This is a genomic window from Rhizobium sp. P38BS-XIX (assembly GCF_012641435.1).
Taxonomy (GTDB): Bacteria; Pseudomonadota; Alphaproteobacteria; order Rhizobiales; family Rhizobiaceae; genus Rhizobium.
This window is the reverse complement of the sequence record NZ_JABAIJ010000005.1, coordinates 361,603-375,731: the sequence shown is the minus strand read 5'-3', so window position 1 is coordinate 375,731 and position 14,129 is coordinate 361,603. Positions and strand designations below refer to the sequence as shown.

The window sequence follows — 14,129 nt, the reverse complement described above, 5'->3', positions numbered from 1 at the left end:
ATTTGAAGTCAAGCCTTCGGATATCGGCGTTCTGTGATATCACTTGCAGCCGGCCGCGCAGTTTAGCGGCATCCGATATTTTCACCCGCACACTCTATTATTTCAGGGACATGATCATGATCCACGTTCTCGCCATCCTCACCGCCCTGCCCGGCAAGCGAGCCGAAGTGCTCGAGGCATTTCAGGCCAATGTGCCGGCCGTTCATGCCGAAGACGGCTGCATCGAATACACGGCCGTGGTCGATGTCGAAGGCGCTGACCCGGCATTCGGCCCCGACACGTTCGTCGTCGTGGAAAAATGGGCATCGATGGATGCATTGAAGGCACACGCTGCCGCAGCCCACATGGCCGCCTACGGCGAAAAGGTAAAACATTTGATGGCGGCCCGCGCCGTGCATGTGCTCAACCCGGCTTGATGCCGAGGCTGAAGCAGGTAACGCAAAAGCGTGGGAAGCGACTCCGGGAGATCGCGACGCGCTTTGAAACTACATCTGACGACAAAAAAGCGGCGCCTTGAGGCGCCGTTTCTGTCTGCGGTCATTATTTTCAGCTATGCGAGAAATGCGGCCGGCTGTGGTGATGCCGATCCCAACGATGGTCGTGGTGCCAGCCGTGATGACGATCCCAGCCATGGTGGCGGTGATGCTCAACGATGACAGGCCGATGGTGATGCCACCGATGATGATAATCGCGCGCTTCAGCATAGGTCGCGGGAAGAGCGACAACACCAAGCGCAACAAGCGCCGTTGCAAGAATTTTCATGTACAATCTCCTTGGGTTCCGGACGATATCCTGGGGTTAGCATACGTGCGTCCGGACTAACCTAGCGTGGCTTAAACGCAGATATGGCGTTTTGGTTCCACCTGACCGCCATATCGCGGATCTCGATGAGGTAAACGACGGCTACCGTGGCGAGCGCGGTAGCACGCCGTTTGCAGGGCTTTGATCAGTTATGAGAAAAATGGGGTTGGCTGCGATAGCGCCAGCCATGACCTCCATGCCATCCGCCGCCTCGCCAGCCGCCACCGTGCCAGCCATGATAGTATCCGCGGCCGCCCCAGCCGTGATGGTAGTGGCGATATCCGCCGAAACCACCAATCAAGCCGAATGAATAATAGGGCTGATAGTAGCCGTAATACGGCCGCTCATAGCCATAATACGGGCGGTAGTAGTAGTGGCGATAATAATGATGATGGTAGTAATGGTGCCGATGGACGATCACACGATGATGGTGTCCATGGTGATGGGGACGCGCTTCGGCATAAGTCGCCGGCAGCACGATCATGCCTAAAGCAATGAGCGCCGTTGCCAGAATTTTCATTTCCAGCCTCCTTGAATGCCGGACGCCAACGCGACTCGGATCACTCGCGTGTCCGGACCATATAAACAACGCGAAGGCGTACCCGTTGGTTCCGTCAGTTGCGTGCCGCCGCACGCTTTCGCGGCATGGCCATATCGCCCACCAGTTCTCGCACCGCCTGCTGGATTAGCCGGCAGGCCTCGACCGAAGCTTTCCGGCCGTTATGCGCGATATAATAAGACAGCGGCAGAACCTCATCGGGATCGACGATGCGGACCTTGTCGGCAATCGGAAGGGCGCTGACGCGGCCCAGGAACGACACATAGCCATGATTGGCGACGAGATCGACAATGACGGGCAGCGAGTCCGCCGAGGTGATGTCGCGCCCGCGAAACCGGCGGCGATCGCGGCTGTCATAGCCGAAGGCGGTTGCGGCATTGCCGATGCCGGTGCGCGGGCTCGGCACGCAAAGCGGATGGTTTTCGACCAGCGCCGACAGGGTTTCCTCCGTGCTGTCGGGCGGCGCGATGGCCACCATGTCGGTCGCGACAAGCTCCATATGCTCGAAGGCATCGAGACCGAAGACGGAATCGACGATGGCGACATCAATGCGGCCGGAGCGAAGCGCCTCACGCAAATCGTCGGCCGTCATCAGCATCAGCGACAGCATGTTGCGGTTGCCGCCGATATTCCAACGCGACACCAGGCTTGCGAGCGAGCGCGCGACCCAGCTTTCGGAGCCAGTCGGGATGATCGAGCCGATGCGGACGGCCCGGGCTGTCCGCTGAAAGCGCTCGTCCGCCGCCGCTTTCATCTCGTCCCAGGCCTGCGCGATGGCAAAGAGGATTGCATGAACTTCCTGCCCGGCCTCCGTCAGCACCGAGCCTTGTGCCTGCCGCGCAAACAGGCGGCAACCGAACAGATCTTCGAGATTGGCGATCTGCAACGAAAGTTGAGGCTGGCCCAATCGCAAGCGGCGGGCAGCACGATTGATGCTGCCCTGGTCTGCAACTTCGAGGAAACGCTCGATAGTGGCGATCTTCAATGGGAGGCGCGCGGCCCATTGATCATAATCCTGCGGCGCCGGCGGCTCTTTCACCAGAGTGGACAGCTGACGGATAGAGGCGAGAATGGGCTGCACGCCCTTCTGGATCTTGGAACTGGCCAAAAGGGTGGCGAGTTCACCAGAGGCGCGCTCCACGAGCTTTAGGGCCAATTCCGTTTCCAGCCGGCGGAGCGCGCTGGAGACGGTGGAGGCTGAGAATGAGAGCCGGCGCGCGGTCTCCCTGATGGAGCCGACGGAAAATACCATGTCGGCTATGAACAATGCGCCGAGATACACACCCAGCCCTTTCCTACCCATCGCCCACCTTCAAGTTTGTGGGCGGCGTTAACGATGCCAAGACGATATGACGTGTTCTGAAAAAAAGATATCCCTAAGGATACAGGTGGCGGCTATCGTTTCTTTCGCTGCCTAACCGATCCGGCCAGGAAATGAGATCAGAAGAGCGGCAAACGGGTAAGGGGAACAAAAACAAACGCACTTGCCCCCGAAAAAAGAAATCCAATTTCGCGCGAATGTCGAGTACGCTCGTCATAATCGCGCGACTGCGACGGGACTTATGGTTGCATCGACTTTTCCTCGATGCACGCCCGAGGCCTGAAGCAGCGTCGAATTCGCCTGTGGGCCGCAAGCCCGCTCGAAGATTGCGTGTCCGAACGGCGCCTGGACGGCGGCACGGGCTGGCAAAACAAGTTTTTAACGGGGTACAAAGGGAAACATCATGCTTAAGAAGCTAGCACTTGCCGCCACGCTGACGGCCTTCCTCGCCAGCGGCGCCAGCGCCGCAGACGTCGTCGTCGTCTCCTCCAAGATCGATACCGAAGGCACACTGCTCGGCAACATCATCCTGGCGGCGCTGAATGCCAATGGCATCAAGGCACAGGATCGTATCGCACTCGGCACCACGCCGGTCGTGCGCAAGGCGATCACCGCAGGCGAGATCGACATCTATGCCGAGTATACCGGCAATGCCGGCTTCTTCTTTAACAAGGCAGACGATGCCGCCTGGAAGAACCTGCAGCAGGGCTATGATCTGGCCAAGAAGCTGGATTACGACGCCAACAAGATCGTCTGGCTGACGCCTTCGCCTGCCAACAACACCTGGGCGCTCGCCGTACGCAGCGATGTTGCCGGCCCGGCCAAGCTGAAGACCATGTCCGATTTCGGCAAGTGGGTTGCCGGCGGCGGCTCCGTCAAGCTCGCGGCGTCTTCGGAATTCGTCAACTCTCCGGCCGCTCTGCCCGCTTTCGAGACCACCTACAGCTTCAAGATGAAGCCCGATCAGGAAGTCGTCCTCTCGGGCGGCGACACCGCAGCGACGATCAAGGCCGCAGCCGACCAGACGAACGGCGTCAACACCGCCATGGTCTACGGCACCGACGGCGCCATCGAGGCCGCCGAACTGACGGTTCTTGATGACGACAAGAGCGTCCAGCCGGTCTACGCGCCGACCCCGATCATTCGCGAGGCCGTGCTGAAGGCCAATCCGAAGATCGAGGAAGTTCTCGCGCCGATCTTCAAGGGCTTGACCGCCGACGTGCTGCGCAAGCTGAACGGCCGCATCCAGGTCGACGGCGAACCGGCCAAGGCGGTTGCCGAATCCTACCTCAAGGACAACGGCTTCCTGAAGTAAGCCTTTCACCGCTGCTCTCACGGCTCCATTTTGATAGACTGGAGCCGCGGGACACTCGAATGGGCATGATCTTGTCCGAACCCGCCTTGAATTTTGGGCTCATGTGCTGACGGAGCTTGCCTGATGGAAGATGCACAAACGGTCCACCCTGCAGACCGTCTCGGAGTGGTGCTGGTGGCGGGCGGCGCGTTGGCGATAGCCTGGATGCCCTTCATCATCGTCAAGGCAAACCGCATCGCCGCCGGCAAGCCGCAACTTCTGGATCAGCTGATAGCCCAGCCTGCCGCGCTGACGTTGATCGTCCTTCTCGTGGCAGCGGCGCTTGCCGCGGCTTTTCTGAAAAATCAGGTTCTCCGTCTCGGCATCGCCACGCTTACGATCGTCGCACTGATCGTCGCACTTGGAGTTGTGTCCACAGCTGCCACTCCGCCAGGGAGTACGGTGGCGCGCATCACGCCCGGCGGCGCTTTCTGGGCGCTGCTTGCCGTCGTCGGATTAATGATTTCGGATGCTCTGGTGAAACTGCGGCTGACGCCATGGCTCAGGGTCGCTGCCCTTGCGGTCTATGCCGCCCTTCTAGCCGCCGTCCTGCGTTCCGGCCTGCTCGACAATCTCTCCATTATGAAGGAATACGCCAACAATGCCGATAAGTTCTGGCATGAGGCACTTGGTCACCTGTTCCTCTCGCTCGGCTCCGTCGCCATCGCCATCGTGCTCGCACTGCCGCTCGGCATCTTCTGTTATTGGCAGCCGCGCATTCGCGCCGTCGTGCTGCGAGCGCTCAGCCTCGTGCAGACCATCCCGAGCCTGGCGCTGTTCGGCATCCTGATGCTGCCGCTCGGCTACATCGCCGCCCATGTGCCTTTCGCAGCCTCGATCGGTATCCAGGGCATCGGCGTGGCGCCGGCATTGGTGGCGCTCGTCATCTACTCGCTGCTGCCGATCGTCGCCAACACCGTCGTCGGACTTGCCGGCGTCGATCCTTCCGTGCGCGACTCCGCCGCCGGCATGGGACTGACGCGCCGGCAGATCCTGACCGGTATCGACTTGCCGCTTGCCTTTCCCATCATCCTTACCGGCATCCGCATCGTGCTGGTGCAGGCGATCGGCCTCGTCACCGTGGCGGCGCTGATCGGCGGTGGCGGGTTCGGCCTGTTCATCTTCCAAGGCATCGGCCAGACGGCCAATGATCTCGTGCTGCTCGGCGCCGTGCCGACGGTCTTTCTCGCCTTCTCATCGGCCGTCATCCTCGATGCGGTCATCGATAGCATCCGGGGACAACACGCATGACCAACATGATCGAGCTTAATGGCGTGACAAAGCGCTATGGCAACGCCACCGTGGTCGACGACGTCAGCATGAGCATGGAGAAGGGCACCATCACCGTCATCGTGGGTACGTCCGGCTCCGGCAAATCGACGCTGATGCGGATGATCAACCGGTTGGTACCGATCTCCAAGGGTCAGATCTTCGTTGGCGGCGAGGACATCATGAGCGTGCAGGCAACCGAGCTTCGTCGCCGCATCGGCTATGCCATTCAAGGTCATGGGCTGTTTCCGCATCGCACGGTCGCGCAGAACATCGCAACGGTCCCCGAGCTGCTCGGTTGGGAAAAGGCACGCATCGACCGGCGTGTCGAAGAACTGCTAAATCTCTTCCACCTGGATCCCGCCAGCTTTGCCGGCAAATATCCGAACCAGCTTTCCGGTGGTCAGCAGCAGCGCGTCGGGGTCGCCCGCGCCCTTGCTGCGGAGCCTGAAGTGCTGTTGATGGACGAGCCCTTCGGGGCGCTCGACCCCGTCATCCGCGGCAAGGCTCAGGACGATCTGCTCGCCATCCAGAAGCAGTTCGGCACGACCGTCATCCTCGTCACGCACGACATGGACGAAGCTTTCCATCTCGGCAACAAGATCGCCGTCATGAGCGGCGGCAAGCTTTTGCAATGTTCCGAACCTGAGAAGATCCTGACCGAACCGGCCGATCCCTTCGTGCAGCAGCTGACCGGCACCTCCGACCGCGCCTTGAAGCTGATGTCGCTGCTGCCGCTGAAGGAGAGCATGCAGCCGCCGCGGCCCGGCATCGGCTACAGCCTGCCGCAGACCCTCAACCTGCGCGATGCCCTGGCTGAACTGATTTGGCAGGGCGCAAACGAGGCAACTGTCGAAGACGAGCGCAAGATGCCGGTCGGGTCGATCTCGATCCAGCATCTGATCGAGCTGGGCCGCAAAGCATGAGATTTTTCTTCGCCAATCTTTTTCGGCTTCTGGCGCTGGTGCTGCTGCTGATCATGCTCTTTCGTCCGGAATGGCTGACGCCCGTTCTGGCGCCGCTGACCAAATTCGGGGCGTCGCCGATCTATACGCAGAACAGCCTGCCGAGCCTTGCGCTCAGTCACCTCGAGCTGATCGTCATCTCGATTGCCGCAAGCGGCATCCTGGCGGTGCTTGGCGGCATCTTCGTGACGCGGCCGATCGGCGCCGATTTCCTACCGCTGTCTCGCGCGATCGCCAATGCCGGCCAGACCTTCCCGCCGGTTGCCGTGCTGGCGCTTGCCATCTCGACCACCGGCTTCGGCGCCATTCCGACATTCATCGCGCTGTTTCTCTATGCCCTGCTGCCGATCTTCGAGAACACGGTGGCCGGCCTGCAGCAGGTGCCGGCCTCCGTCCTCGATGCCGCCGACGGCATGGGCATGAATGGCTGGCAACGCCTTTTCCGCGTCGAGCTGCCGCTCGCACTGCCGTTGATCATCGAAGGCCTGAAGATCGCGACCGTCATCAATATCGGCACGGCGACGATCGGCTCCACCGTGGCCGCCAAGGGACTGGGCGAGGTCATCATTGCCGGTCTCATCAACGACAACACCGCCTTCATCCTGCAGGGCGGCCTGATCGTTGGACTGATGGCGGTGCTGATCTATGACGGTATGGAAATGATCGAGCGGTCCGTGACCAACAAGATCGGCCTGCATCCTCATTGATACCCCGGGCTGGATCGCCGCGATTCACCTCCAATGAGCAGACGGGCCGGTCAGTTGCCTTCGCCTTTTGGCAGCGATGCACCGGGCAGATATAGCGCGACCGGCCTGATTTCGTAGACAGCTGTCGGATTGGCGCGGCGCAGATCGCGTGCCGCCTCAATGGCGCCTTCGATCGTCGGAAAATCGACGATGTAGAAGCCGAGCAACTGTTCCTTGGTTTCGGCAAACGGACCGTCGACGACCAGTCCTGCGCCCCGCCCACGCAAGGTCACGGCATTCTGTGTCGCTCCCAGGCGAGCAGCCGGCCCCAGTGACTTCTGCGCGATCATGCGATCGTTGATCGCAAGAAGCTCGGTCATGAGCGCTGTATCCTCCTCCTTGCTCCAGGATTCGACGATATCCTCCTCGTGATAAGCGAGAATTGCAAAGTACATGGACTTCCCTCCGATCATCCAGCTTTGCGTCGGAGTTAAGCAGAGAGATCGCCATCGGGGAACCCGGAACGTGCAGCGATTTGCGGTTGGAGCAGGCTTCGCATGCTTGCCATCGTTGATTGCCGATGGCATTGGCTTTGCGTCACACGCGCAGACGAAGGACGGAAGCTACCATGGCCAAGATGATTCACTCGATGATCCGCGTACTCGACGAGGTCCGTAGTCTCGAATTTTACGATCGGGCTTTCGGTCTGAAAATCGCCGATCGCATTGCCTTCGAAACCTTCACGCTGATCTATCTCAGCAATCCGGAAACCGGGTTCGAGCTGGAGCTGACGGTCAACCAGGGGCGCGTCGAACCCTATGGGCTTGGCGACGGCTATGGTCACCTCGCGCTTTCCGTTACGGAATTAAGGGACGAACACGCGCGCATGACCGACCTCGGACTGAATCCGGGCAAGATCGTCGAACTCAATCGGGATGGAAAGCTTTTTGCGCTATTCTTCTTCGTCTCCGACCCCGACGGTTACAAGATCGAGGTCGTTCAGCGACATGGCCGGTTTCAATAAGGCCAAACAAAGCGCGGCCCCGCGACGGCGGGGCTTAAAGCGGCAAATACAGCCGTACCGTTACATCCAATAGGGCGGGACGCCAAAGTAATCATGGCTCTTGTGGCCATGGTCCTTATGGTCGTGCTCATCCCTGCCGGCAAAGCGACGGGCCTTTTCGATGTCGTTCTTGGTCATGCTGACGCGATAACCGTCGATCCGCGCATCGTAGCGCAGCTTTTCCCAAGGCAGTCGGTAGTGATCCTGGCCGATGCCGAAAAAGCCACCGAAGCTCAGGATGACGAACGCGATGCGCCCATCACTTTTTTCAAGCATCAGTCGCTCGATATGGCCAATCTGCTTGCCGTCGGAGCCGAATACTCTGGATCCTTCGACACGGTCGCACGCGACCAGCATCGACATGTCCTTGATGTAAAGGTCACGGCCCGAAAAATCGGCACTCTCTTTATGCATATGCGCACCTCCTTCTGGATACGCGTTACATAAACTAAGGAGCGTCCGACCTGCTCTTATGGGCAGTACGATGCTCCGATGGGTTTAGGCCCACGGCGCTATTAACGCTCCGTTGTCATAAAAGTTCCAGTCCTTTTTTCAAAACTGTAAAAAAACGTGACTGGACGGAAATTATTGACGTTTACGTCAAGGTTATTGTAGCTTGTGTTTATTCGTTCGATTTAGTTGCGGGCGAAGGCTGCGACAACGCGAAAAGCGGGAGACTTTTTGGTTGTGCGGTGACACTTTACATTGCCGTCGCTACAAGCGGCGGGGCGTGGTGATGATGCGTAGAGGAGGAAGTGCGCATGAATTCAATCTCCGCTCCTTCGGACAGACCGCAGGTCAAGAAGCCTTGGCTTGCCTCCTATCCGGAGATCGTACCGGCAGAGTTGCCGCCGCTGGAGCATGCGTCCCTCGTCGAGCTGCTGGAGGAAAACTGCGCGCGCTATGCGGACCGCGTTGCCTATACCAGCATGGGCAAGTCGATTACCTATCGCGATCTCGATTCGCAGACCCGCAAGATTGCCGCCTGGCTGCAGAGCCTTGGTCTCAAGAAAGGCGATCGCGTCGGTGTCATGATGCCGAATGTCCTGCAAAATCCAGTGGCTGTTTACGGCATCCTTCGCGCCGGGCTGGTCGTCGTCAACATCAATCCGCTCTACACGCCGCGCGAGCTGGAGCATCAACTGCGCGATTGCGGCGCAAAGGCGATCTTCGTTCTTGAGAATTTCGCCCACACCGTCGAGCAGGTGCTGGCGCATACGGAAGTTCGCCACGTCGTCGTCACGGCGCTTGGCGACATGCTTGGCCTCAAAGGTCATATCGTCAACTTCATCGTTCGCAAGGTGAAGAAGCTCGTGCCGGCGTGGTCGATCCCCGGTCATCGTGACTTCAAAGGCGTCATCTCCGAAGGTGCCCGGCTGCCGCTGAAACCTGCCGAACTCACCGGCAGCGACATCGCTTTCCTGCAATATACCGGCGGCACGACGGGCGTTGCCAAGGGTGCGATCCTCACCCACGCCAACCTGGTTGCCAATCAGCAGCAATTGCTGCTGTGGCTGCAGTCTGCCTATGTCTCCAAGCCGCGACCGGAACAGCTGACCTTCGTCTGCGCCCTGCCGCTTTACCATATCTTCGCGCTGACGGTGAATTCGCTGATGGGCATGACGATCGGCGGCCATAATGTGCTGATCGCCAACCCACGCGATATTCCCGGCTTCATCAAGGAACTCGGCAAGTACAAGTTCGACATGTTCCCGGGCCTGAACACGCTGTTCAATGCGTTGATGAACAACCCGGAATTCGCCAAGCTCGATCTTTCCAACACCGCGACTCTTGCCGGCGGCATGGCCGTGCAGCGTCCCGTCGCCGAGCGCTGGCAGAAGTTGACGGGCTCCTGGATCACCGAGGGCTACGGTCTTTCGGAGACATCGCCGGTCGCAAGCGCCAACCGCTTCGACAGCCCGGAATTCAGCGGCACGATCGGCCTGCCCATCACCGGCACAGATTTCGACATTCGCGATGAGAACGGCAACTCACTGCCGCTCGGCGAAGTCGGCGAGATCTGCATTCGTGGACCGCAGGTCATGGCAGGCTACTGGAAGCAGCCGGCTGAAACCGCGCGCGTGATGACCCCCGACGGCTTCTTCCGCAGCGGCGACATGGGCTTCATGGACGAGCGCGGCTATACGAAGATCGTCGATCGCAAGAAGGATATGATCCTGGTCTCGGGTTTCAACGTCTATCCCAATGAGATCGAAGAGGTCGCGGCCATGCATCCCGGCGTGCTGGAGGCGGCGGCGATCGGCGTTCCCGATCCCCATTCGGGAGAAGCGGTGAAGCTCTTTATCGTCAAAAAAGATCCGGCGTTGACAGAGGCTGACATGAAGGCGCATTGCGCCGAAAACCTGACCAACTACAAGCGCCCGCGCTTCATCGAATTCCGCACGGAGTTGCCGAAATCGAACGTCGGCAAGATCCTGCGCAAGGAGTTGCGCGGCTGACATAATTCCATGCCATTGAGGAGGCCGCTTGCCTTAGTCCGCAAGCGGCCTTTTTTCGTTTTGGACGATACGTGAACTTGATTTACGCCCTACATAGGGAATAGTTTCCGCGACCAAACTCAAAGCGCCCGGCCACATCCGACGGCCAGCGGCGTGAACCGCAAGGAGCCTCCCATGAACGCCCTCGTCGACCAACTGAAGAGCACCGCATCGGCAACCAAGGCCACGGATATCCGTGCTGCCTTTGCCGCCGACGCCAAGCGCTTCTCCCGCTTCAACGCGTCTGTCGACGACCTGCTGATGGATTATTCCAAGACGGCGGTGAACGACGAGATTCTGGCGCTACTCGAAAAATTGGCCGCAGAAGGCGGCGTTGCTGCCAAGCGCGATGAAATGTTCTCGGGCGTTGCGATCAACTTCACCGAAAACCGCGCCGTTCTGCATACCGCGCTGCGCAACCGTTCCAACACGCCGGTGCTCGTAGACGGCAAGGACGTGATGCCCGACGTCAACGAAGTCCTCGCAGCCATGGGCAAGTTTGCCGACGGCATCCGCTCCGGCGCGCTGAAGGGCTCCACGGGCAAGGCGATCACCGACGTCATCAACATCGGCATCGGCGGCTCGGACCTCGGCCCGGTCATGGCGACGCTGGCGCTCGCCCCCTTCCATGATGGCCCGCGCTCGCATTTCATCTCCAACATCGACGGCGCTCACATCGCCGACATCCTGAAGCTCGTTCAGCCGGAAACGACGCTCTTCATCGTCGCTTCCAAGACCTTCACGACCATCGAAACGATGACCAATGCCCAGACGGCGCGCAAGTTCATCGCCGATGCGCTTGGCGAAGCCGCCGTTCAGCACCACTTCGCGGCCGTTTCGACGGCGCTCGACAAGGTCGCCGCCTTCGGCATCGACAGCCAGCGTGTCTTCGGCTTCTGGGACTGGGTCGGCGGCCGCTACTCGATCTGGTCGGCCATCGGCCTGCCGCTGATGATCGCGATCGGTCCGGAAAACTTCGGCAAGTTCCTCGACGGCGCGCATGCGATGGACAACCATTTCCGCCAGGCGCCCTTCAAGGAAAACCTGCCGATGCTGCTCGGCCTCATCGGCTTCTATCATCGCAACGTGCTCGGCTACCCGACGCGCGCGATCTTGCCGTATGACCAGCGCCTGTCGCGCTTCCCGGCCTACCTGCAGCAGCTCGACATGGAATCGAACGGCAAGGGCGTCACCATCGACGGCACTCCGGTCGAAGGCAATTCCGGCCCGGTCGTCTGGGGCGAGCCCGGCACCAACGGCCAGCACGCCTTCTACCAGCTCATCCACCAGGGCACGAGCGTCATTCCGGCCGAATTCATGATCGCCGCCAACGGCTTCGAGCCGAACCTGCGTCATCAGCACCAGCTGCTCATGGCCAATTGCCTGGCGCAGTCGGAAGCATTGATGAAGGGCCGCACCTTCGAAGAGGCCAAGGCTCAGCTCACCTCAAAGGGCATGGACGACAAGAAGGCCGATTTCATCGCGCCGCACCGCGTCTTCACCGGAAATCGTCCGTCGATCACCTTCGTCTACGACAAGCTGACGCCTTACGCACTCGGCCAGCTGATCGCTCTTTACGAACACCGCGTCTTCGTCGAAGGCGTGCTCTTCCGCATCAACTCCTTCGACCAGTGGGGTGTCGAGCTCGGCAAGGAACTGGCAACCGGCCTGCTTCCGGTCGTTGAGGGCAAGGAGAGCGCTGCCGGCCACGACTCCTCGACGCAAGGTCTGGTGGCTGCACTGGCAAGCCGCGCGAAGTAATCATCGCGTTCGGATACAAAAAAGCCCGCCTGAAACACCAGGCGGGCTTCTTTATTTGAAATCTTGAAAGTCGAGCGAGCTTATAGCCCGATCTCATGCGCCCAAGGCGGATTGGCGCCGGCGCGAGAGACAGTGACGGCCGCAGCCTTGGCGCCGAGAGCCAGCGCATCCTGCAGCGCCTTTTCATTGAGCGATGCCACCTGTGCCTTGGTCAAAAGGCTGTTCATCTTCAGCGAGGCCAGAATGCCTGCATCGAAGGTATCGCCGGCACCGACCGTATCGACGACGGTGACGCGCTCACTCGGCACCGAAACCTTCAGCGACTTGGTATAGCCCGTCGCACCTTCCGCACCCTTTGTGATGACGACGAGTTTTGCGCCCTGTCCCAGCCAATGGGCGGCAAGCTCGTCGTGATTTCCAGAGATGCCGAACCACTCCAGATCCTCATCGGAGAATTTGAGAATGTCCGACATGGCTGCCATTCGACCGATGCGGCCCATATGGGCTGCCTTGTCCTTGATGAAGCCTGGACGGATATTCGGGTCCAGCGAGATGACTCGGCTCTGATGTTCACGCTTCATCAGCGCCTCGTAGGTCGCGCCGCAGGGATCGGGGATCAGGCTGATCGCGCCGAAATGCAGTGCCTCGCAATCATCGCCGAGTGCCGGAAGATCCGCTTCGGTGATCATCCGCCCAGCCGAGCCTTCATCATAGAAAGCATAGGTCGCCTGGCCATTGACCAGCTTGACGAACGCGATCGTGCTCGGGCGCGGGGTGATGGCACAATAGCTGTAGTCGACCTTGGAAGCCGACAGCGTATCGCGCAGGATTTCACCCATCATGTCGTCCGCGATACCGGTGAAGAAGCCCGTGGGCGCGCCGAGACGGCCAAGCGCTATCGCGGTGTTGAAGATCGCACCGCCGGCATAGGGGGCAAAGCCCTTTTCGCCCTGCGTGGTTTCCCGCGGCAGCATGTCGATCAAAGCTTCGCCACAGCACAATATCATTCCGGCCTCCCAAAGAGCGCGTCTGTCATGTCGAGTTACATAAATCGATTAGATAGATTCAATGCAAAAGCAAAGCGTCAGTTTGTCGGCAGCTCCGAAATGCCACCATTCCAGCCGGACCAGGTAAGCGGCGCGTTGAGAAAGGCCTCGACTTCCTCGAGCGTCTTTTCGTCGAACAGCTTCTGCTCCTTGGCGACCGCAAGCACTTCGCGCCATGTCGTAATGTATTGCAGGCTGACTTTCCGGTTGGCGAAGCGCTCGACCGCCTCCGGAAAGAGGCCGTAGTAAAACAGCGCCATGCCGTGATCGACGATGCCGCCGGCCGCGCGGATCGCATCGATGAAGGTGAACATGCTGCCGCCGGCGGTCGTCAGGTCCTCGATGACGAGCACGCGGGCGCCGTCCTTCATATCGCCTTCGATCTGGGCGTTGCGGCCATGGCCCTTCGGCTGCTTGCGGACATATATCATCGGCAGGTTCAGGCGCTCAGCCAGGAAGGCGGCAAAGGGAATGCCCGCCGTCTCGCCGCCGGCAACGCAGTCGAACTGCTCGAAGCCGACATTGCGAACGATGAGGCTTGCGGCAAAATCCATGATCGTCGAGCGGATGCGCGGATAAGAGATCAACTTGCGGCAATCGATATAGACCGGGCTCGCCATACCGGATGCGAACTTGTAGGGCTTGTCGGCGTTGAAGTGGACCGCCTTGATCTCCCAAAGCATCCTGGCCATCAGTTCGGCCATGACAGTGCGATCGGTGAATATCATCTGGGTCATAAGGGGCCTCCTTCACAGCGCTAATGTTCCAGCGGCAATAGCAGCAAGCGGCCCGAGTTTCCAGACGCA

The 14,129-nt window shown here is 59.9% G+C and carries 15 protein-coding genes; 8 read left to right on the top strand and 7 right to left on the bottom strand.

From position 1 onward, the window contains the following. The first annotated feature begins 116 nt into the window (after window positions 1–116). A complete protein-coding gene (locus HGP17_RS18665; RefSeq protein ID WP_068397432.1) occupies window positions 117–416 on the top strand; it encodes a putative quinol monooxygenase in 300 nt (99 codons plus the stop codon). 130 nt (window positions 417–546) lie between these two features. Here the strand turns inward: HGP17_RS18665 and HGP17_RS18660 are convergent, their stop codons facing one another. The 3 genes from HGP17_RS18660 to HGP17_RS18650 form a co-directional block, all read right to left on the bottom strand. Beyond that, window positions 547–762 (bottom strand): hypothetical protein, encoded by a 216-nt coding sequence (locus tag HGP17_RS18660; protein ID WP_168811682.1) that lies wholly within the window; start codon window positions 760–762, stop codon window positions 547–549. Between the two features lie 184 nt (window positions 763–946). Continuing rightward, window positions 947–1,321 (bottom strand): hypothetical protein, encoded by a 375-nt coding sequence (locus HGP17_RS18655; RefSeq protein ID WP_205926028.1) that lies wholly within the window; start codon window positions 1,319–1,321, stop codon window positions 947–949. A 94-nt stretch (window positions 1,322–1,415) separates the two neighbouring features. Then, a complete protein-coding gene (locus tag HGP17_RS18650; protein WP_168811993.1) occupies window positions 1,416–2,642 on the bottom strand; it encodes a LysR family transcriptional regulator in 1,227 nt (408 codons plus the stop codon). A gap of 442 nt (window positions 2,643–3,084) precedes the next feature. Between HGP17_RS18650 and HGP17_RS18645 the strand changes: the two genes are divergently transcribed. The 4 genes from HGP17_RS18645 to HGP17_RS18630 all read left to right on the top strand — a co-directional run bounded on the left by HGP17_RS18645 (window position 3,085) and on the right by HGP17_RS18630 (window position 6,976). Then, window positions 3,085–3,996, top strand: coding sequence for an ABC transporter substrate-binding protein (locus tag HGP17_RS18645; protein ID WP_168811680.1), 912 nt, complete (start codon window positions 3,085–3,087; stop codon window positions 3,994–3,996). A gap of 123 nt (window positions 3,997–4,119) precedes the next feature. Next, window positions 4,120–5,286, top strand: coding sequence for an ABC transporter permease (locus HGP17_RS18640; protein ID WP_168811678.1), 1,167 nt, complete (start codon window positions 4,120–4,122; stop codon window positions 5,284–5,286). 5 nt (window positions 5,287–5,291) lie between these two features. Further along, window positions 5,292–6,230 (top strand): ABC transporter ATP-binding protein, encoded by a 939-nt coding sequence (locus tag HGP17_RS18635; RefSeq protein ID WP_246704152.1) that lies wholly within the window; start codon window positions 5,292–5,294, stop codon window positions 6,228–6,230. Continuing rightward, window positions 6,227–6,976, top strand: coding sequence for an ABC transporter permease (locus HGP17_RS18630; RefSeq protein WP_168811674.1), 750 nt, complete (start codon window positions 6,227–6,229; stop codon window positions 6,974–6,976). Before HGP17_RS18635 ends, HGP17_RS18630 begins: the two co-directional genes overlap by 4 nt. A 50-nt stretch (window positions 6,977–7,026) precedes the next feature. Here the strand turns inward: HGP17_RS18630 and HGP17_RS18625 are convergent, their stop codons facing one another. Beyond that, the gene (locus HGP17_RS18625) at window positions 7,027–7,410 is read right to left on the bottom strand and encodes a YciI family protein (RefSeq protein WP_168811671.1); all 384 of its coding nucleotides are present in this window, start codon (window positions 7,408–7,410) and stop codon (window positions 7,027–7,029) included. A 173-nt stretch (window positions 7,411–7,583) separates the two neighbouring features. Between HGP17_RS18625 and HGP17_RS18620 the strand changes: the two genes are divergently transcribed. Next, window positions 7,584–7,979: a VOC family protein gene (locus tag HGP17_RS18620; RefSeq protein ID WP_168811669.1), complete on the top strand. Its 396-nt coding sequence runs from the start codon at window positions 7,584–7,586 to the stop codon at window positions 7,977–7,979. Window positions 7,980–8,039: 60 nt separating this feature from the next. On the opposite strand, the gene HGP17_RS18615 is transcribed toward HGP17_RS18620, so the two are convergent. After that, window positions 8,040–8,432 carry a PRC-barrel domain-containing protein gene (locus HGP17_RS18615; RefSeq protein ID WP_168811666.1) on the bottom strand — a complete coding sequence of 131 codons (393 nt, stop codon included), beginning with the start codon at window positions 8,430–8,432 and terminating at the stop codon, window positions 8,040–8,042. A 347-nt stretch (window positions 8,433–8,779) separates the two neighbouring features. Here HGP17_RS18615 and HGP17_RS18610 point away from each other — a divergent pair, with 347 nt between their 5' ends. Then, window positions 8,780–10,477, top strand: a complete 1,698-nt coding sequence (locus tag HGP17_RS18610; RefSeq protein WP_168811664.1) for a long-chain fatty acid--CoA ligase — start codon at window positions 8,780–8,782, stop codon at window positions 10,475–10,477. A 174-nt stretch (window positions 10,478–10,651) separates the two neighbouring features. Further along, window positions 10,652–12,277 (top strand): glucose-6-phosphate isomerase, encoded by a 1,626-nt coding sequence (pgi, locus tag HGP17_RS18605; protein WP_168811662.1) that lies wholly within the window; start codon window positions 10,652–10,654, stop codon window positions 12,275–12,277. A gap of 80 nt (window positions 12,278–12,357) precedes the next feature. Here the strand turns inward: pgi and HGP17_RS18600 are convergent, their stop codons facing one another. Together HGP17_RS18600 and HGP17_RS18595 are read right to left on the bottom strand one after the other, a co-directional pair. After that, complete coding sequence (locus HGP17_RS18600; RefSeq protein ID WP_168811660.1) at window positions 12,358–13,284, bottom strand: carbohydrate kinase; 927 nt, start codon at window positions 13,282–13,284, stop codon at window positions 12,358–12,360. Window positions 13,285–13,361: 77 nt separating this feature from the next. Further along, window positions 13,362–14,060: an orotate phosphoribosyltransferase gene (locus HGP17_RS18595; RefSeq protein WP_168811658.1), complete on the bottom strand. Its 699-nt coding sequence runs from the start codon at window positions 14,058–14,060 to the stop codon at window positions 13,362–13,364. Between the last annotated feature and the right edge of the window lie 69 nt (window positions 14,061–14,129).